Annotated in this window: 17 protein-coding genes and 4 pseudogenes; 14 read left to right on the plus strand and 7 right to left on the minus strand. The window is 69.6% G+C overall.

Going from position 1 to position 19124, the window contains the following annotated elements; genetic code table 11:
* Nucleotides 1–6 precede the first annotated feature (6 nt).
* Nucleotides 7–3801 (plus strand): nSTAND1 domain-containing NTPase, encoded by a 3795-nt coding sequence (locus tag HS041_RS28900; RefSeq protein WP_196443986.1) that lies wholly within the window; start codon nucleotides 7–9, stop codon nucleotides 3799–3801.
* A gap of 54 nt (nucleotides 3802–3855) precedes the next feature.
* Here HS041_RS28900 and HS041_RS40220 read toward each other — a convergent pair.
* From HS041_RS40220 to HS041_RS28915, 3 genes and pseudogenes are all read right to left on the minus strand, one after another.
* Nucleotides 3856–4701, minus strand: a pseudogene (locus HS041_RS40220) (IS630 family transposase); the annotation flags it as partial.
* Between the two features lie 198 nt (nucleotides 4702–4899).
* Nucleotides 4900–5802, minus strand: coding sequence for a VOC family protein (locus HS041_RS28910; RefSeq protein ID WP_196443987.1), 903 nt, complete (start codon nucleotides 5800–5802; stop codon nucleotides 4900–4902).
* A 127-nt stretch (nucleotides 5803–5929) separates the two neighbouring features.
* Nucleotides 5930–6190, minus strand: coding sequence for a transposase (locus tag HS041_RS28915; protein WP_196443988.1), 261 nt, complete (start codon nucleotides 6188–6190; stop codon nucleotides 5930–5932).
* Between the two features lie 36 nt (nucleotides 6191–6226).
* Here HS041_RS28915 and HS041_RS28920 point away from each other — a divergent pair, with 36 nt between their 5' ends.
* Both HS041_RS28920 and HS041_RS28925 read left to right on the plus strand, forming a co-directional pair.
* Nucleotides 6227–6577 (plus strand): STAS domain-containing protein, encoded by a 351-nt coding sequence (locus HS041_RS28920; protein WP_255530094.1) that lies wholly within the window; start codon nucleotides 6227–6229, stop codon nucleotides 6575–6577.
* Nucleotides 6556–6975, plus strand: a complete 420-nt coding sequence (locus tag HS041_RS28925; RefSeq protein ID WP_196443990.1) for a VOC family protein — start codon at nucleotides 6556–6558, stop codon at nucleotides 6973–6975. The genes HS041_RS28920 and HS041_RS28925 overlap by 22 nt, the downstream gene beginning before the upstream one ends.
* A 269-nt stretch (nucleotides 6976–7244) precedes the next feature.
* Here HS041_RS28925 and HS041_RS28930 read toward each other — a convergent pair whose 3' ends face one another.
* Entirely contained in the window at nucleotides 7245–7508 is a 264-nt protein-coding gene (locus HS041_RS28930) for a chaplin (protein WP_374058881.1), read from the minus strand.
* A gap of 491 nt (nucleotides 7509–7999) precedes the next feature.
* Between HS041_RS28930 and HS041_RS28935 the strand changes: the two genes are divergently transcribed.
* From HS041_RS28935 to HS041_RS28945, 3 genes are all read left to right on the plus strand, one after another.
* Nucleotides 8000–8287 (plus strand): hypothetical protein, encoded by a 288-nt coding sequence (locus HS041_RS28935; protein ID WP_196443992.1) that lies wholly within the window; start codon nucleotides 8000–8002, stop codon nucleotides 8285–8287.
* Between the two features lie 311 nt (nucleotides 8288–8598).
* Nucleotides 8599–8760, plus strand: coding sequence for a ubiquitin family protein (locus tag HS041_RS40540; RefSeq protein ID WP_374058892.1), 162 nt, complete (start codon nucleotides 8599–8601; stop codon nucleotides 8758–8760).
* A 281-nt stretch (nucleotides 8761–9041) separates the two neighbouring features.
* Nucleotides 9042–9206, plus strand: coding sequence for a hypothetical protein (locus tag HS041_RS28945; RefSeq protein ID WP_196443993.1), 165 nt, complete (start codon nucleotides 9042–9044; stop codon nucleotides 9204–9206).
* A 74-nt stretch (nucleotides 9207–9280) separates the two neighbouring features.
* Here HS041_RS28945 and HS041_RS40615 read toward each other — a convergent pair.
* A pseudogene (locus HS041_RS40615) lies at nucleotides 9281–9454 on the minus strand (IS630 family transposase); the annotation flags it as partial.
* Between the two features lie 25 nt (nucleotides 9455–9479).
* Nucleotides 9480–10217 carry a hypothetical protein gene (locus HS041_RS28950; protein WP_196443994.1) on the minus strand — a complete coding sequence of 246 codons (738 nt, stop codon included), beginning with the start codon at nucleotides 10215–10217 and terminating at the stop codon, nucleotides 9480–9482.
* 265 nt (nucleotides 10218–10482) lie between these two features.
* Between HS041_RS28950 and HS041_RS38785 the strand changes: the two are divergent.
* Nucleotides 10483–11017: pseudogene (locus HS041_RS38785) on the plus strand (transposase family protein); the annotation flags it as partial.
* A gap of 20 nt (nucleotides 11018–11037) precedes the next feature.
* On the opposite strand, the gene HS041_RS28965 reads toward HS041_RS38785, so the two are convergent.
* The gene (locus HS041_RS28965; protein WP_230879837.1) at nucleotides 11038–12258 is read right to left on the minus strand and encodes an IS110 family RNA-guided transposase; all 1221 of its coding nucleotides are present in this window, start codon (nucleotides 12256–12258) and stop codon (nucleotides 11038–11040) included.
* A gap of 238 nt (nucleotides 12259–12496) precedes the next feature.
* On the opposite strand from HS041_RS28965, the pseudogene HS041_RS28970 reads away from it, so the two are divergent.
* The 7 genes and pseudogenes from HS041_RS28970 to HS041_RS29000 form a co-directional block, all read left to right on the plus strand.
* A pseudogene (locus tag HS041_RS28970) lies at nucleotides 12497–13303 on the plus strand (IS630 family transposase); the annotation flags it as partial.
* A gap of 153 nt (nucleotides 13304–13456) precedes the next feature.
* The gene (locus tag HS041_RS28975) at nucleotides 13457–13825 is read left to right on the plus strand and encodes a transposase (protein WP_196443998.1); all 369 of its coding nucleotides are present in this window, start codon (nucleotides 13457–13459) and stop codon (nucleotides 13823–13825) included.
* Nucleotides 13816–13971 (plus strand): hypothetical protein, encoded by a 156-nt coding sequence (locus HS041_RS28980; RefSeq protein ID WP_196443999.1) that lies wholly within the window; start codon nucleotides 13816–13818, stop codon nucleotides 13969–13971. The genes HS041_RS28975 and HS041_RS28980 overlap by 10 nt, the downstream gene beginning before the upstream one ends.
* A 520-nt stretch (nucleotides 13972–14491) precedes the next feature.
* Nucleotides 14492–16591, plus strand: coding sequence for an NAD-dependent DNA ligase LigA (gene ligA, locus HS041_RS28985; RefSeq protein ID WP_196444000.1), 2100 nt, complete (start codon nucleotides 14492–14494; stop codon nucleotides 16589–16591).
* An 88-nt stretch (nucleotides 16592–16679) separates the two neighbouring features.
* Nucleotides 16680–17201: a macro domain-containing protein gene (locus HS041_RS28990; RefSeq protein ID WP_196444001.1), complete on the plus strand. Its 522-nt coding sequence runs from the start codon at nucleotides 16680–16682 to the stop codon at nucleotides 17199–17201.
* Between the two features lie 305 nt (nucleotides 17202–17506).
* The gene (locus HS041_RS28995) at nucleotides 17507–17746 is read left to right on the plus strand and encodes a nuclear transport factor 2 family protein (protein ID WP_196444002.1); all 240 of its coding nucleotides are present in this window, start codon (nucleotides 17507–17509) and stop codon (nucleotides 17744–17746) included.
* Nucleotides 17747–18259: 513 nt separating this feature from the next.
* The gene (locus tag HS041_RS29000) at nucleotides 18260–19108 is read left to right on the plus strand and encodes a mechanosensitive ion channel family protein (RefSeq protein WP_196444003.1); all 849 of its coding nucleotides are present in this window, start codon (nucleotides 18260–18262) and stop codon (nucleotides 19106–19108) included.
* Nucleotides 19109–19124 lie beyond the last annotated feature (16 nt).

Here is a 19124-nt window from a genome sequence, read left to right on the forward strand (position 1 = left end):
TAGGAGATGCCGCGTCCCGAGCGTCCGGTCGATCCGGAGGCCGGGGTCCTCCAGCGATTCGCGTGGGAGTTGCGCGAGCTGCGGCGGCAGGCCGGCAACCCGGGCTATCGGGAGCTGTCGCGGCGGGCGCACTACGCGCCGACCACGCTGGCGCAGGCCGCGCGCGGAGAGACGCTGCCCAGCCTGGCGGTGGTGCGGGCCTATGTGCGGGCCTGTGGCGGGGATGCCGAACACTGGGAGAAGCGCTGGCGTTGTGTGGCCGAGGAGGTCGGCGCCCCCGCGCCGGCTGATGACGGCCAGGACGAGCAGGCGCCGTATGTCGGTCTGGCGGCCTACCAGCCCGAAGACGCCGCGCGCTTTCACGGCCGGGAGAGCCTGATCGACGACCTGATGGCGCGGCTGGGCCGGCGGCGTCTGCTGGCGGTGTGCGGCGCCTCCGGGGCGGGCAAGTCATCGCTGCTGCGCGCGGGGCTGCTGCCCCGCGCGTGCGCGCAGGGGTGGCGCCCGGTACTGATGACGCCGGGTGCGCATCCGCTGCTGGAGTGCGCACAGCGCCTGGCCGAGGCAAGCGGCGCCTCGGCGGACGAACTCCACGCCACGTTGCAAGATGATCCGGCCGGGCTCACCGTAGTCCCCGGGCTGCTGTTGATCGTGGATCAGTTCGAGGAGGTCTTCACCCTCTGCCGGGACAGGCGGGAGCGGGCGGCCTTCATCGCGGCCCTGCCCGCCCTGGCCGACGGGGCCGGCGCAGGGCGCGTCGTGCTGGGGGTGCGGGCCGACTTCTATGCCCACTGCACCGACCATCCCGAACTGGCCGCAGCGTTGACCGGCGCTCAGGTACCGGTCGGGCCGATGACCACCGAGGAGCTCCGGCAGGCCGTCACCCGGCCCGCCCAGGAGGCCGGCTGCGTCGTCGAGGGCTCCCTGCTGGCTGCGATCATGGCTGATTCGGCAGGTCAGATCGGTGCGTTGCCGCTCATCTCGCACGCCTTGGCCGAGACCTGGCGCCGTCGCCGCGGCACCACCCTGACCCTGGCCGGCTATCAGGCGGCGGGCGGCATCCACGGCGCCCTGGCCAAGACCGCCGAGACGGTGTACGCCGCCCTCACCCTGGCTCAGCAGGCCCGTGCCCGCGAGGTGTTCGTACGGCTGACCGCCTTCGGCGAGGGCACCGGCGACACTGGCCGCCCGATCTCCCCGGCCGAGCTGGAGCCCATCGACGCCGACACCCGCAGCGTCCTGGAGCACTTCACCCGGGTCCGTCTGATCACGCTCAGCGCGGACACGGTGCAGATCGCCCACGAGGCACTGATCAGGGCCTGGCCCCGGCTGCACCAGTGGCTGACCACCGACCGGGAGGACTTGTGCGTGCATCGCGGGCTCACCCAGGCGGCCCAAGCATGGACTGAGCTGGAACGCGACCCCGGCGCGCTGTATCGGGGCGCCCGCCTGGTGATCGCCCGCGAATGGCTGAACCGTCAGGACGCCGGGAGCCGCCACGGCCAGGACGCCGGTGCGCACCGCGGCGTGCTCAACACGCTGGAACGGGCCTTTGTGGATGCCTCCATCGCGCAGGAAACCGCCGAGCACACCAAGACGGTGCGCCGAAGACGCCAACTGCGCATGCTCACCGCTGGCTTGGCGCTGCTGCTGGTCATCTCCACGACCACGGGAGTGTTCGCGACCGCAAAGTGGCGCGAGGCCGCCCAGGCACACGGAGTGGCGCTGTCACGCCAGCTCGCCACGCAGGCGCTGTACCTGGCCGACTCCCAGCCCGATGCGGCCATGCCGCTCGCGGTCGAAGCACACGCCCTGGCGCCGACCACCGAGGCCCGCAGCGCCCTGCTCAGCATGACGCCGCACCTGGCGCGCCGCGGCACGCTCACCGGTCACGCGGGCGCGGTCTCCCAGGTGCTGTTCACTCCCGACGGCCGCACACTCATCAGCGCCGGCCGCGACAGGAGCGTGCGGCTGTGGGATGTGCGCAGCGGCGCCCTGCTGGCCAGCCTGATGGGTCACGACACCTGGATGAAAGCTGCGGCGCTCAGCCCGGACGGCCGCACCCTGGCCACCGGCGGCGAGGACGGCGTCTTGGTGCTGTGGGATGTGCCCGGCCGCGCCCGCATCGCCGCACTGCCCGGGCATGAGCGACAGATTCGGGAGATCGCCTTCAGCCCGGACGGCCGCACGCTGGCCACCGCCAGCGACGATCACAACGTGGTGGTGTGGGATGTGGAGCGGCGCGTGCGTTTGCGCACCCTCACCGGTCACCGGGCCGCGGTGCGCGGAGTGGCCTTCAGCCCGGGCGGCCGCACGCTGGCCAGCGCCGGCGACGACCGGGCCGTGCTGTTGTGGGACCTGACCCGACAGGCGCCACCGGCGCTGCTGGGCGAGCACCCTGAGACGGCCGCCGCCGTAGCCTTCAGCCCGGACGGCCGGACCCTGGCCAGCGCCGGCGGGCAGGCCAGCGTCCAGCTGTGGGATGTGGCGCGGCGCACCCGGCTGGCCCGACTCGGCCCCGGCGGTGACGGCGGCGAGGTCAGGGGCGGTAGCGAGGTCAGAGGCGGGGGCGGGGGCGGGCAGATCATCACTCTCGCCTTCAGCCCGGACGGCCGCACCCTGGCCGGCTCCGGACACGACCCGGCGGTGCTGCTGTGGGACGTGCCGCACCGCACCCTGCGCGGCCGACTCACCGGCCACCAGGCCAACGTCTACACGATCGCCTTCGATCCGTCCTCGCCCACGCTGGCCAGCGCCGGCGAGGACGGCACCATCCTGCTGTGGGACCTGACCCAGGCCAGCCTGGCCGGCCACGCCACCACGGTCGCCGACATCGCCTTCAGCCCGGACGGGCGCACCCTGGCCGCCGCCAGTGGCCGGCGCACCATGCTGTGGCACAGCGCCGATCGCACCTTGTCGGCCGTCTACGACGATCCCTCACCGCAGGTCAACGCCCTGGCGTTCAGCCCGGACGGACGCACGCTCGCCACCGCCGGCGGCACCGTCGGACTGCCCTCCCTCATCGCCGGCAGCGCGGTGACCTTGTGGCGCGACGGACGCATCGCCGCCCGGCTCAACGGCCACACCGGCCCGGTGCTCGATGCCACCTTCAGCCCGGACGGACGGCTGCTGGCCACCGGTAGCGTCGATCACACCGTCATCGTGTGGGATGCCGCCCGTGGTACACGCCTGGCCACGCTCACCGGCCACAGCCTGGCCGTCAACGGCCTGGCCTTCAGCCCGGACGGTCGCATCCTGGCCAGCGCCGGGCACGACCCCGCCGTCATGCTGTGGGATGTGGTCACGCGCAAACCGCTGGCCGCTCCGCTGGCAGGCCATAACGGCTGGGTGCGCACCGTCGCCTTCAGCCCGGACGGTCGCATCCTGGCCAGCGCCGGCGCCGACCGCACCGTCATGCTGTGGGATGTGGCGCGGCGCACCCGGCTGGCCACCTTGCCCGAGCATGCCGACGCCATCACCACCGGGGTGGCCTTCAGCCCCGACGGACGCACCCTCGCTTTCACCGGTGGCGACCACACCATCGCCTTGTGGGACTTGCGGGGCCGACGGCTTCTGGCCCGCCTGAGCGGCCACACGCAGCCGGTGCAAGCCATTGCTTTCAGCCCGGACGGCCGCCTGCTGGCCAGTGCCGGCGCCGACCAGGCCGTCATCGTCTGGCAGACCGACGCCCGGCGCTCGGCCGAGCACATCTGCGGCGTGCTCATCCGCAGCCTGGCCGAAGCGCAGTGGCGACGACACGTCCCCGAGCGGTCGTATCCGCACACATGCCCCGCGACCTGAGCGACGTCCCAAAAGTTCCGCCTGCAACCGGCCGGAGCCAATCCAGATGCGCTCGGTCGGGTTGTCGTGCGGGCTGTAGCGCGCCGCGTACAACAGCTCTACGTGGGGATGCTCGGCCAGATAGGCGGTGATGAGCTTGGCGTGATGGATGCTGTCGTTGTCGCAGATCACCACGATCGCCGGGGCGGCCGGGAAGGCGGCAACCACCTGCTGCAACAGGAGCAGGAAGTCGGCTGCGCACCGGAGCCCCAGCCGATACACCCACCGCCCGGTGGTCAGCTCCAGCGCGCCCAGCACGGTGACCTGCCGGTTCTTTCCCGGGGTGACGACGTTCGGGCGGTGGCCGCGCAGCGTCCAGCTGGCCCGCAGATGCGGCAGCCAGTGGATGTGGGTCCCATCGGCGGCCCACACCACCGCCCCGCGGGGCAGGGCCCGTAGCCGGGCGGCGATGGCGGCGACCGTTCGCCAGCGGTCCGGATCGCCCTTGGCGATCAGTTTGGGTCGCCGCCAGATGGCCACTTGGCGCACGCGCCGATACAGGGTGCGCCGGCTGAGGCGGGGCCGGTGCAACAACCGCCACAGCCGGGGATGGTCCACGGGCCCGGGCGGGTCAGCAGCGCGGTGATCCGGTCGCACAACCGCCGTCCCCCCAGCGGCGGGCGGCCCGAACGTGGGTGGTCGGCCAGGCCGTCCGGTCCCAACCGGTTGAACCGCGATCCAGCGGCGCACCGTACCCGGGTCGTAGCCGAGCAGCTCGGCGATCTGCGCCGCCGACAGCCCGTGCAGCGACAACAGCACCATCATCGCGCGGGTCGCCTGCCGCCGCTGGCTACGCAGGGTCGCGCGCAGGTGCTCGATCGAGGCGTCCGAAGCATTGGCGAACACGACAGCAGGGCGCATACTGACCACGACCTCGCCGGGGCGGACAGACGGTCTGAGCAACCTCGATCCAACCCCCGGCGAGGCTCATGTCAACGCCTGTCTGCTCCGGCGATCTCACACCCTGTTACATGCAGGACTTCTGGATACGCGCTTAGATCGGCCTCGCCGCTTGACATCCAACGTCCAGGGGAGGGGTGACCCTGACGCCGCGCCGGATCAGTCGTAGGTGGCGATCTCGATGAGGTTGTGGTCCGGATCCCGGATGTACAGGCTGGTGATCGGACCGAGCGCGCCGGTTCTGGGAACCGGCCCCTCCTCGATGGGGACGCCCGCCGCAGCCAGGTGAGCGGCCACCTGGTCCAGGGAAGAGCTGGTGATCAGGCAGAGGTCGGCGCTGCCGGGCACCGGACGGAGGGCGTGCGGCCGGATCTCGTGCCCGGCCGCGTGCAGGTTGATCTTGCTGGAGCCGAAGGTCAGCGCGTGGCGGCCGTCATCGAAGGTCACCGGCTCCATTCCGAGGGCATCCCGGTAGAAGTCGATCGTCCGGGAGATGTCCACCACGGTCAGGACCAGGTGGTCGAGGCTAGCGATGCGGACCGCGAAGGTCTCCTTGACGGTCTCCCAGGCGACCGGTGGCAGCAGGTCCCGGTTCCGGGTGAAGAACGCGTGCAGCGCTGCCCCGTGCCGCGCACGGATGTCCGGGTTGTGCCGTACGACGTCGATCTCGTTCGCGGCTGTGATCAGGACGAATGCCCGGAGCTCGGCATCGGAGGGGTCCACCGGCCGGCCCGTGAAGCGATCCGCGAAGCGCAGGGCGGGATAGGTCGCCGTACGGTCGCAGGAAGCGTAGAGGTACACCAGCGCCTCGGCCCGGGGCCCGATCAGCTCGACCAGCGTAGCCCGATCGGCGAGGTCGAGAAGCCGCCGGTCGAAGCCGTCCGTGCCGTAGGTCGCGTGGCACAGTCCGGCCAGTCGCACTTCTTCAGCCGCGCCCCAGGCGTTGAGCTGGACTGCGACGCGCTGCAGGTGCTGCAGGAGCGTTCCGCCGGGATGGGAGATCTCGGCGGCGCCCTTGGAGGTGAGGAATGTCGTCGAATCCGTGAAGGTATCCGCTGTCATGACCCCGGTTATACGCCTCCGGGCGAACACCGGCGCAGGCGGGTGTACGGGTGTGCTCGAACCGGTGGATCCCCCGTGGTGAGAACGGCGGATACTGAGTCGGCCGTAAGTTCTGGGACTATCAGTGCTACCTGGTGATGTAGGCCAGGTGCGGATCGGCGAAGAAGGCCCGGACGATGTCGGGCCGCTTTTGCAGCCGGCGCATGCCGGCGTGCATGGCCGCGGCCAGCTCGTGCTCATCGGCCACCGCCTGGCGGGCCACCCGCGTCCGAAGGTTCTGGTTGACCCACTCATCGGGGTTGGGCTCGGGTGCGTAGGCGGGCAGGAAGAACAAGCGCAGCCGCCCGCCGGTGCGCGCCACGAAGCGATCGCAGGTGGAACACTCCATCCAGTGATCACCGCGGGCAGGAGCACGGCATGGCCGATGGGCGCCCTCCCCGGGCAGAGGTACGCAGTGGGGGATCTGTGGATCCTTCGCCTGGTGGGCGAGCTGGATGCGTCGACCGTTCCGGCGTTCGAGGCCAAGCTGGCCGAACTCACCGATGACAGTAGGCCGGTGTCGCTGGTGGTGGACCTGACGGCGGTGACGTTTGTGTCCTCAGCCGCACTGGGCGCCCTGGTCCAGGCCCGTCTGGCCGTCGACGCGGCCTGCGGGGGCAGGCCAAGTCGCCGGAAAGGGCTAATAGGGCTGGTCATGGTGGTGGCCGGAGATGGCAGGATGACGTGCCGGACGCTAGTTCCCAGGGGGAAGACATGCGGCAGCGACTCAATCTGATTCTGCTTGGTGTGCGCGATGTCGCCGCCTCGGTCGCGTTCTACCAGGAACTGGGCTGGCGAAGGTCCACGGCAGGCTCGGACGAGTTCGCGTTGTTCGAGTTAGGTGGGGTCGCGGTCGCGTTTCAGTCCCGGGAAGCCTTCGCGGCCGACGCCGGTCTACCCGACCGTCAGCCGGGTGGCTTCGCCGGATTCGCCCTGGCATATGTGGCTCGCAGCGCCGAGGAGGTGTACCAGGTCATGGCCAAGGCCGCCGAGTTAGGCGCCACCGTCACCCGCCCGGCCGGCCCGAATTCCTGGGGGCACAGCGGATACTTCGCCGATCCCGACGGTCACCTGTTCGAGGTGCTCTACGAAGACGGTTGGATCTTCGACGAACACGACGATCTGGTGCTCTGACTGCCTGTCCTTGAGGGCGGATCAGGGACGCCGGAAAGAGGTAACGCCACAGGGCGACCGGGCAGAACCCAGGGACTGTCCAATCAGGCCCAGCAAACGCCGTTCACCGGTCGGTTGCAGGTCAAACCCTGACGAGTAGGGGCGGGGCCGGACGGCATGAGCCCGGCTTCGCGCCGGACTGCTCCTGACACCCGCCGGTTCCCGGGCCGGCGGGTGTCGTCTCGGGTTCAGGCCGGCCCTGGCCGTGAGCGGGCCGGGCCTGGGCCCGATCAGTAGTTAACGCACGTGTTGCCGAAGGTGGGGTTCAGCAGGCCGACGATGTTGATGGTGTTGCCGCAGGCGTTGACCGGAACCTGTACCGGGACTTGGACGACGTTGCCGGAGGCGATTCCCGGCGAGTTGACGGCAGCGCCTTGTGCGCCGCCCCCGCCCACGCTCACCTCTGCGCTGACTGCGCTGGCAGCCGTGGCACCCGCGGTGAGGGTTGCGGTGAGCAGACTTGCGATGACGGCCGTCCTGAACACTGGACGCACGTGCACTCTCCGTTCTTGACGAACCCATGGTGGGCTGATTGCAATTATTTGACTACCAAGAGTTATCATGCCGCCTTGCGGATGGTCAGGCGTTTCTCTGTGACGGCGGAGCCGGGCGACACCGGCCCGAGCCGGTCAATGTCACCGCGGGCAGGCCGGCCCGCGACGTCACCCCGGTCGCCCAGGAATCGCGAGTGATGCGCCGCCCCACAAGGTCAGCACTCCGCACGTCCCCGGCGGCCACTGGAGGCCGAGGGCGGTCCCGCACCGGACGGCGTGCCCGCCGTGGTGAAGTGGCGGACTCGGGCCGGGCTGGCCTTCACCCTGGCAGCGAGGAGGGAGCAGGCCTGCCAGGCGCGGAAACCGCCCGGCTCTGCGACTGCCCGGCGGGCCGCACCCCCCAAACCTTTACTCAATGTGATATATATTTTACTCTTCGTAGTCAAAGTGGGGGCGGCACCCCGCCGCCCCGATACCGAAGGGACCCGCCCATGCCCCGCCCGACCCGGCTCACCGCCGCGGCCGCCCTGACCGGCCTCGGCGTGCTGCTCGCCGCCGCCCCGGCCGCAGCCCAGCCCGGTCTCAGCACCGATGCCAACCTCGGCGCTCGGAACGGGAGCCTCCTCGACCTCGACGCCGACCTCAACATCCTCTCCAGCAACCACCGGTACGGGAAGGGAAAGGGAGGTCTTCTCGACCTCGACCTTGACCTCGACATCCTCGGCGGCTCCCGGTACGGCGGATACAACCCCTACGGCTCCGGCGGCCGCACCGGCTGAGCCGCCCGAATTCCTCCTGCGACGCCCCGTTTCGGCGCGAGCCGTACGGCGGGGCGTCCGCCGTTTCCCGGAGCCGACACGACGAGGACGGGGCCGCATCGCGGCCCCGCCCTCGGAGTTTCGGGAGGAGGAGGCCTATTCCGACAGCTGAGCAGGCAGCCAGGCGCGGGGCGGGTCACGGGTTGAGACGGTCCCCGTGGGGAGATGGCCTCTGCCATGAGATTCAGATTCAGCGGCCTGCTCCTGCGCTTCACTAATTACGAACGGATGGCCGACGTCACAGCCGCCACCCTGGGGAGGCTCTGACACAGCTGAGGGGCACGTACCCGCAGCTCGGGTCCGTCCTCTTCGACGGCAGCGGGAACCTGCAGTCAGTACACCGGGTTCTCGTCAACGGCGACGTCGTATCCGACCTGAACACGCCGCTCTCGGACACCGACGAGGCCGACTTCCTCACGGCCGCCGGCGCCTGAGCCCCGCGGGTCGGTGGCGACGCCGCGGCCTATCACCAGGGAGTGATGACAGCGCCCGCCGCGCGGCGGGCGCTGTCATCATGTTTCGGGGTGATCTTGTACGTGAATCAGTGGGCGCTTATTGACGTACGGCGCCGCGCCCGTGCGCCGAGTGTTCGACGTAGGGCTCGAAGGGCGGCGAACATCCCCACATCCCGCCGCCGGCCGATCGTGGGTTCGTGCTGATCAGCATGCCCACCCCGGGGGATCTCACGCAGCGATTCGTTCGGGTTGGTTCGCGCATGAACCAACTTCCCGAGTGGCTACCGCTGCTGGTGGTCGGCCTCAACCTGACCGCCGCCGCGCTCCGGCTGGCCGCCGAGCGTCGGCGTCGCCGCGCCGACCGTCCCCGGCCCGAGGCCAAGCCGACGCGCCCGGAGGGCAGGAGCGGCGAGGAGGGCCGCTGAGGATGGCTGGGGGACCAGAAGCATCGGTTCCCACCCAGCCTCACCGGATGCCTACAGAGGCCGAAAGTCGGGGGTTACAGCGAGTCGAGCGTGAGACCTGTCGCGGAGATGAACCCGTTGAGCAGGTCGGAACGGTACTGCATGGGCTTGAGCCGGCTTCTGATCAGGGCGGCGAGCTGGTCGATGTCGCCGACGGTGAAGTTGAACAGCTTCGTCCGTAATGCCGCCCATATGTCCTCGGCTGGATTGCTGTAACCGCTTATGGCATGGTCCTCAGGCGCGGCCCACCTGGTCGGCCACGCAGAAAGCCGCTCCGCAGCTGGTGCACAGTGCGGTCCCGAACAGGTAGGTCATCGCTGCGGCGGCGTCGTGCTGACCGTCGGCCAGGGCGATGCCGTGCAGGCGTCGGCCGACGCCGTTCAGGCTCTCCGGGTTCGCAGGACGCAGGGGAGTCTTCGTGACATCGTCTTTCAGGACATGGTCGCCGCTGGTGGAGAAGTAGCCGTCGTCGCCGATGACGATGAACAAAGCGGTTGCGCAGGCAGGGCAGGAGACTGCGTACACCCCGTTCCCGAGCCCCTCCAAAGCTTCGCATCCCCCTGGGACACCCTCGAACGCCACGATGGCGTGGAGCAGGTAGAGGTAGTCGGTGCAGTCGTGCAGCGTGCGCCGGCGCTCGTTGGCCATCCGCAGCAGCTGTGCAATCTCGGTTGCGTACCTCTGGCGGACCGCGCCTGCTCCATGAGGCTGGTCGGCCCCTGCCATGATCGCACCCGCCAGGAACAGCGCATCCAGCCGTGTGTCCTCATCACCGTCGGTCGCGAGCGCCATCAGCCAGGGCAGCACTGCGAAGCTGGCCGAGTAGACGGTGCCCTGGTGACACAGAGCAGACCACAGATCGTTCCAGTCAGCGTCCGGGTCCGTCTCGAGCCGATCCAGCAGGGCTGGGATATCCTCCGCACAGCCATAGGCGTGGCTGAGTTGCGACCAATCCGTCATGAAGGAATCCAACCAGCCGAGGTGACAGCCATCCGTTCCTGCCCCCGAAACAGATGACCTGGCATCAGTGAGTGAGGGTTGAACAACTGCTGATCTTGAGTGAGGTCGTGGAGTGTCCTGGCCAGGTGATCTCTACAGTGAACGCTTTTCATCCCCGGGTAGAGGCCTGCCTGGTCACAGCATGATCGGGAGTCGGGTGTTCGCCTGACGACGTAGAGAAGCTCCTGGTAGATGGGTTGATCACCACAACCAGACCCATCCCAACCAGGAGCTTCAGGTGTTGTTTTACCGTGCCGCGGTCGATGTGTCGCGTTCAACGCTGAACTACGTGGCCGGCCTGATCCGCCGCAGGCGCAAGGCGATCGGCTCGCCCTGGCGGCGGCTGAACCCCCGGCAGCAAGCCCTGCTCGTGCTGGTCTACCTGCGTAAAGGAGAGACGTTCAACGAGATCGCCGCCGGGTTCGGGGTCTGGACGACCACCGCGTGGCGGTACGTGGAAGAGACGGTGACACTGCTGTCGGCGAGGTCGCCGAAGCTACGCAGGGCGCTGCGCACAGCCGAGAAGAACGGGCTGCCCTACCTGGTGCCGGCGGCACGCTGATCCACACCGACCGGGTGAAGGCCGACCGGCCGTACTTCTCCGGAAGCATCGCGTGCACGGGATGAACGTGCAGGTCCTCGCCGCACCGGACGGGACGATCCTGTGGACGTCGGGGGCTCTGCCGGGCAAGGTCCACGATCTGAGCGCCGCCCGGATCTGGGGCATCCTGCGCATGCTGGAACGGGCCGGCATCGTCACGCTCGCCGGCAAGACATCCGATGGGCGTAAGAGTCAAGCCGCGGCTGGGACGGTGGGTGGAAAGGCGAGTGTCTCGTTGTGGTGCAGACGCTTGTGGAGGCAGTGGTAGAGGAAGCGGTTGAACAGGTTGCGGAAGGCGGCGGCGTGTCCGTCGCCTGTGGCTCGTCGCCGGTCGTAGTGGGCGCGGGCTCCGGGCGAGAGATTGAGTGTGGACAGGCCCCAGGTGAAGCCGACGGCTGCGAGTCTGTCGTTTTTGATTCTGCGGCAGGAGACGACGAGGCTGCGGCCAGAAGCACGGGTGACCGGGGCCGATCCCGCGAACGCTTTGAGGGATCGGGCGCTGGTGAAGCGGGTGCGGTCGTCGCCGATCTCGGCCAGGATCCGCGCGCCGGCTTGGTCGGCGATGCCGGGGAAACTGGTGATGATCTCGTAGTCGGGGTGTTGCCGGAACGCCTCTTCGGTGGCTTGTGACAGCTGTTCGATGCTCTCGCACTCGGTGCTGAGAGTGGCGAGAAGGCGCAGGGCCTGGACGCCCATCGCGTGCTCGACGAGCGGGTCTTGGCGCAGGTGAGGGCGGCGCAAGATGGCATGGAGTTCAGCGGCGACCTCCTCGACATGGCGCAGGCGGCCGGCCCTGCGCAGGGCTGCAGCGATTTTCGCCTGGGAAACTTTGAGGGCGGCTGCCGGGGTGGGGGCCAACTGCAGCAGTGCCCGGGTGAGCGGCGCGTGGAGGCTGCCGCTGCGATTGGCGGCCGCTTCCAGCATCGCCGGATAGTACTCACGTAACAGGGAGCGCAGCTCGTTACCTGCACGGGTCCGTCGCCAGGTCGCGTCCTGGCAGGCGCGGGCAAGCACCTTGATCGAGCGGGCGAGCTCGGTGTCTGCGGGCAGTGGCCGATGCACGTGCGCGTCGGTGCGCAGGATGTTCGCCAGGACCATCGCGTCGGCGTGGTCGGACTTCTTGCCCGAGGCTGGGTGGCGTTCGCGATAGCGGGCGACGGCCATGGGGTTGATCGGGTAGATCTGTCGGCCGGCCGCACGGAGCGCGGCGATCAGGAGGCCGCGGGGTGTTTCGATCGCGATGGGGATCGGGGTCTGTGGGCTGTCGCCGGCCTCGGCAAGCATGGAGAGTAACTCGTTGAAGCCGTCGACGGTCTCGCTGATGCGTCGTTTGGCGATCAGGGCGCCGTTTTCGTCGATGAGGGCGATGTCGTGGTGTTTCTCGGCCCAGTCGATACCGCAGGTGATCTTCAAGTTCTGCCTCCGGTGTTGGCGTTGTCGCTGGTCAATGCCCTGGCGGAACCACACGGCGCCCTAATGGGAAGGCTCTGGGCCTGACATCCGATGAGCCGTCCGTGATCCCGGCGACCATCGCGGCTCCCTGTCTTTGCTGAGGGCTCCACGCCCGGAGACAACCGAGGGATCTTCCACGCTGGCGGGCTCGAGCCACGGAACCGATCCAAGCGCACAATTGGTCTGCGACACAGGAACGGGCGCGGCCGCGTACGGCTGGGACGACCAGCGCTGGACCAGCGCACGCATCGCTGTACTGATCGCCCAGACGTTCCACATCCGCTACACCTCGCGCGGGGTGACCTACCTGCTCCAGCGGCTGGGCTGGTCGTTCCAGGTCCCGGCGCACCGGGTCGCCCGGCGCGACGAGGACCAGGTCGCCACCTGGGTCAAGCGGACCTGGCCTGCGATAAAAGCACCCGGGCGGCCTGGGGCTCGTGGCTCTGCTTCGCCGACGAGTCCGGTCAGAGCCTCCAGGCCGCCCAAGGGCAGAACGTGGGCACCCGCGGGATGTACGCCGGTCCTGCCGGTCGCCTACAGCGGAGCCGGGCGGACCTCGATCGCCGGGCTGATCTGCGTCAAGCCCGGCCGGCGGACACGGCTGATCTACCGCACGCTCACCTACCACCGCCGCAAGCACGAGCCCAAGGGCTTCGGAGAGAAAGCCTTCCAGGCCCTGCTGAGCGCCGCGCACGCCCAGCTCGGCGGGCCGATCTCGCTGGTGTGGGACAGCCTGCCCGAGCACGTCAGCGCCGAGATGCGCGCATGGATCGCCGCCCAGGACGACTGGCTGCTGGTCTACCGGCTTCCGCCGTACGCACCCGATCTCAACCCGGCCGAGGGCATCTGGTCCAACCTGCGCACCAAGGCCCTCGACTTCACCGTTCACGGCATCGACCAGCTCACCACCCTGATCAAGAGTCGGCTCAAATCCATGCAGTACCAGCCCGACCTGCTCAACGGGTTCATCGCCGAGACCGGACTGACGATCGCTGATCCGACGTAACCTCCGGCTTTCTTGCTCAGTACTGGACACCCAAAGCGTCCACGTCGCGGCCGGGGTTCCCGCCGAAACGACCGGCCGGGACGTCGCCAAGAAGGTGCCGGGACGCAAGCGAGGCCTGGCCGTAGACGTGCTGGGCTGGTCATCGCGGTCGTCGTGCTCGCGGCCTCAGCCCACGAGAACACGGCCGGGATCGCCCTGCTGGACCAGGCCGCCGTCGTCACCGAGGGCAGCGTGACCAAAGCGCTGGTCGACCAAGGGTTCAAGAACACGGTCGTCGCCCATGGCGCCAGCCTGGGGATCGCCGTGGACATCGTCGAACGCAACCCCGCCGACAAAGGCTTCGTGCCCCAGCCGAAACGATGGGTCGTCGAGCAGACCTACGGAATCTTGATGTTCCACCGGCGCCTGATCCGCGACTACGAGCACCGTCCAGCCAGTTCTGAATCACGGGTGTATTGGGCGTTGACGGACGTGATGTCCCGGCGCCTGACCTCCGCGACCCCGTCCTGGCGGTGGACATGACCAGGCCCGATACCCGCGACCTGGCTCTGGCGATGGACCTGCCTCTGACGCCCAACGGCATCCAAAACGTCCGCGCCAAGCTCAAACGCCTGACCAGCCGCGGCATCCTCATCGAAACCGAGCCCGGCTTGTTCACTCAGCCGTGACGACAGACCGAGCGGCGACCCATCGATCAGCAGACCTCATCCAACCGCAACGACGAAAAGGGTGTCAGCTCACGTAACGCACTCTCAGAGTCCTCGCCGCCGGCGGACCCGGCCTCCGCCAGGAGACGGTGCTGCCCGACGGGCACGCGTCTTCTGCGGTGTCCGAAGCGTCGGGACGAGAACGGCCCACGTGCACGGGGGCAATACCTGAGCGCGGGGAGGCCGCCTGGTCCCCGCATCGGTACGGAAGCAGGTGGCTCGCCCGCTCTCCACCCCGCTGAGCAGCTCCGAGTCGGTGGCGCCCTGCAGGCCACTGCCGGTCCCGGCGCTGATCTCTCACCCGATCCACGGAGAACGCATGGACGGTCACGCCGTACCGTGTGACCGCCCTCTCAAGGAGCCTGCCGCTCGGACACAGGCCCTCACCCTCGGTCCGGCTGCCACACGAACCGGCGATCCCCCAGCTCATGCCCGTACTCGCCGGTCGGAGAATGTCGGTCCCGCCCGACAGAATGACCTTATGAACGACGCTCCTCCGGCCCCTGCCCCCGTCACCGTCCTGGCCGACCAGGCCGCCTACGCCGCTGCCGTGCAGCTGGCGGTCGACGCCGCAGCCGCCTACTACGGCGACGGCACCTCTCCGCTCGACGATGATGCTTACGACCGGCTGGTGCGTGGCATCGAGGCCTACGAGGCCGACCACCCCGAGCAGGTGCTGCCCGATTCCCCCACCGGCAAGGTCGCCGGTGGGGCCGTCAGCGGCGACGTGCCGCACACGGTGCCGATGCTCAGCCTGGACAACGTCTTCGACGCCGCCGGGCTGGAGCGGTGGGCCGCCGGGCTGGAGCGCCGCCTGGGCCGGGAGATTACCGCCTGGAGCGTGGAGCCCAAGCTGGACGGTCTGGCGATTTCGGCCCGCTACCGGCGTGGCCGCCTGGTCCAGCTGGTGACCAGGGGCGACGGCGTCGCCGGCGAGGACGTGAGCCACGCGATGGGGACCGTCGTCGGGCTGCCGGACGCCCTCACCGAGCCGGTCACGGTGGAGATCCGCGGTGAGGTGATGATGACGGCCGCGCAGTTCGAGTCCGCGTGCGAAAAGCGGCGGGCGCACGACGGCACCACCTTCTCCAATCCGCGAAGCGCGGCCGCCGGGACCCTGCGCGCTCAGGACCGGGCTTACACCTGTGAGCTGACGTTCTTCGGCTACGGGGCGCTGCCGCTGCCGCCCGGCGACGCCTCCGAGCCCGCGCAGCGGCTGCGCACGCTGCCGCACAGTCAGATCATGGATCAGGTCGCCGCCTGGGGTGTGGCCACCACCGCGGCCACGCCGGTCGCCGGGATCGTCGCCGCCACGGTGCAGGAGGTCCAGGCCCGCATCGAGCAGATCGCCGAGGCGCGCGCCTCCTTGCCGTTCGGCATCGACGGGATCGTGGTCAAGGCGGATCTGGCCGACGACCAGAACGCGGCCGGGTTCAGCTCCCGGGCGCCGCGCTGGGCGATCGCCTACAAGCTCCCGGCCACGGAGAAGATCACCCAGCTCATCGCCGTGGAGTGGAACGTCGGGCGCACCGGCATCATCGCCCCGCGCGCGGTGCTCAAGCCGGTCGAGATCGACGGCAGTGTCGTGTCCTTCGCCACGCTGCACAACGCGGCCGACATCGCCCGCCGCGGCCTGCTCCTGGGTGACCACGTCACCGTCTACAAGGCCGGCGACATCATCCCGCGGGTCGAGGCACCGGTCGTGCATCTGCGCACCGGCGACGAGCAGCCGATCGCCGTACCGCAGGTGTGCCCGAACTGCGGCGATGCCATCGACACCAGCCAGGAACGCTGGCGGTGCGTGCGCGGCCGCGCCTGCCGGGCGCTGGCCTCCATCGTCTACGCCGCCGGGCGCGATCAGCTCGACGTCGAAGGCCTGGCGCAAAACCGCGTCCAGCAGCTGCTGGACGCGAAGTTCATCACCGACTTCGCCGACCTGTTCACCCTGACCCGCGAGCAGCTCCTCAGCCTCGAGCGCATGGGCGCCGCCAACACCGACAAGCTGCTGGCCGCGATCGAGACGGTCAAGACCCGGCCCCTGAGCCGGGTGTTCTGCGCGCTGGGCATCCGCGGGACCGGCCGGTCGATGTCGCGGCGCATCGCCCGCCACTTCGGCAGCATGGAGGCCATCATGGCCGCCGACGCCGAAGCCATTCAGGCCGTCGACGGGATGGGAACCGAGAAGGCCAAGCTCATGCTCGAAGAGCTGGCCGAAGTGCGGCCGCTGATCGACAAGCTCATCGCGGCGGGCGTCAACATGACCGAGCCCGGCGCCACTACGGCGACCGCAGTCGCCGACGGTGACAGCAGCGGCGATGCGGCGGCGACCGCGCTGCCGTTGGCGGGCATGTCGGTGGTGGCCACCGGGACGATGACCGGCCCGCTGGCCGAGCTGTCCCGCAACCAGGTCAACGAGCTGATCGAGCGCGCCGGCGGCAAGGCCTCCTCCAGCGTCTCGGCCAAGACCGCGCTGCTGGTCGCCGGGGAGAAGGCCGGATCGAAGAAGACCAAGGCCGAGGACCTGGGCGTGCGGATCATCACTCCGGATGAGTTCGCCGCCATGGTCTCCGACTTCCTGTGACATCTCCGTATGCCGGCGGGCGGTCTGCCGATGGCGCAGGCCGCCCGCCAGCATGTCTGCCGCCTGATTTCCTCGACGAAGGGTCCGCATGACCACCATCACCTACCGGACCGGCGACGCCACCACCCCCGCCGGGAGCGACCTGAAGATCATCGCGCACGTGTGCAACGACATCGGCGCCTGGGGACGCGGCTTCGTCAAGGCCCTCTCCCAGCGCTGGCCCGAACCGGAGGCCGCCTACCGCGCCTGGCACCACTCCGGCGACGGTTTCACCCTCGGCGCGGTGCAGATCGTGCAGGTCGGCGACGACCTCTGGGTGGCCAACATGATCGGCCAGCATGGCATCCGCACCGCCACCGGACTACGCACCGCCACGGGCGTGCGCCGAGGCGACCACAGCGCGCCCATCCGTTACGACGCCCTGAAGCAGTGCCTGGACACCCTGGCTGACGCCGCCGCTGCACGCCGGGCCAGCGTGCACATGCCCCGCATCGGCGCCGACCTGGCGGGCGGATCCTGGGACCGGATCACACCCCTCATCACCGCATCCCTGACAGACAAGGGCATCACCGTCACCGTCTACGACCCTCCGCTTGCATCCGGACGCTGATCCAGAACGCTCGCCCTGCTGCGCGGTTGCATCGGATACGGCCTGTACAAGACCGGTGAGTTTCTCCTGGCCCTCCTCATCGTCGGTGCGATCTTCAGCACTGATGCGGAGGGCCGCCGGGGAAAGGCCTGCAGCAGCGACGGCGACCTCGTCCGCCGCTCGGGCATGGCAGTCTCCCGCCGCATCCGGCCGAGACCGATGGATAGAGCTCAGCGGGCCGGGCATGCACGCCCGCGTCACCGCCAGGCTGCAGGCCCCCCTGCACCCGGCCCCTGACGGCACCGGTCGCGACGGGCGACGTCGATGTGCTCGCGCCGTTGCCGAGCGACGGCTTCGTCCACCATCGGCCGGATGTGACCTCGAAGACCAAGGCGGAATGGCTCGCCGCCGTGGGCGCCGCGCTGATCCCGCTCGCCGGCATGCATGTCGAGGTCCGTCACGTGCTGGCCGACGGTGATCACGTTGTGATGTACTCGCGGCGCCGGCTTCCCGGTGCCGAGCCGGGGATCGCGGTCGTCGATATCTGGCGGTTCGATGAGGGCTGATCGCCGAGGCGTGGGAGATCATCGAGCCGGTGGCCCAGGCGGCCGCCCATCTGACGTGGTGGGAACCCGCTGATCACTGACCTGGCCGCAAGCCGAACGTCGCAGTCTTGAACGTCTCGGGTGCCGAGGACGGCCTGACATCGCCCGGCCCGGACGGCACTTATGCGCACCGGACCGGCGGCGCGTTCTACGCCTTGCATGCGTTGCGCGTTCATTTGGCCGCGCTACGCGCCGGCGCCCAGCTCGTCATACCGCGGCTTCATCCCGTTTGGCGCCGATATGCCGCGGTGTCCGCAGCAGAGGCCGCCTGCTCCCAGCCCACGACAGGATGGGGAGCAGGCGGCCCCGGAAAGTCCCCGGCCGAGCGGCCGCACAGCCATCGCCATGCCTCGCAGTGCTGCGTTCCGTGACGAAGCGAACGCGGTTCTGGTATGAGAGGCCGATCACGGGGTAGCCACAGCCGCCGAACGGCCCGCCATCCCGGTGGGCACCCCCCGATATCAGGAGGCCCGCATGGCCGCTCCCGTCGACTTCGGACGGGGCATCGCCGACGCCTGGTCGTCGATCGCCACCTTCGTCCCCAAGTTCCTCGCCTTCCTGGTGATCTTGCTGGTGGGCTGGCTGCTCGCCAAACTGCTCCGCAAGGCCATCGACGCCGTCTTGGAACGGGTCGGATTCGACCGGTGGGTGGAACGCGGCGGCGTCGGCCGCGTCCTGGCCCGCAGCCGCTATGACGCCTCCGACCTGATCGCCAAGCTCGCCTACTACGCGGTGCTGCTGATCACCCTGCAGATCGGCTTCTCGGTCTTCGGCCCCAACCCGGTCAGCACCCTGCTCGCCGGTGTCGTCGCGTGGCTGCCCAAGGCCGCCGTCGCCATCGTCATCATCGTCATCGCCACCGCCATCGCCCGCGCGGTCAAGGACATCGTCTCCGGTGCACTCGGCGGGCTGTCGTACGGCCGCACCCTGGCGACCATCGCCTCGGCGTTCATCATCGGCCTGGGCGTCATCGCCGCGCTGAACCAGATCGAGGTGGCCACCACCGTCACCACCCCGGTCCTGATCGCCTTCCTGGCCACCGTGGCCGGCATCCTCGTCGTCGGCGTGGGCGGCGGGTTGATCGGCCCCATGCGCCAGCGCTGGGAGGGCTGGCTGACCCGCGCCGAGGCCGAGACCGGCGTCATCCGCAGCCAGGCCGCAGCCTACGACCGCGGCCGCTCCGAGGCGATGGCCACCGTCGAGGTGCCTGAGGCCGCGCGCCCGGCCAGCGCCGGGACCGCCGCCCCGATCCCGGTCGAGAGCGAGGTGCGTCCCATGCCCGGCCCGCAGTCTTACCCCGGCCAGGCCCCTCCGCAGGGCTGAACCACAGACACCTGCC

Source organism: Planomonospora sp. ID67723 (assembly GCF_015711605.1).
Classification (GTDB): Bacteria; Actinomycetota; Actinomycetes; order Streptosporangiales; family Streptosporangiaceae; genus Planomonospora_A.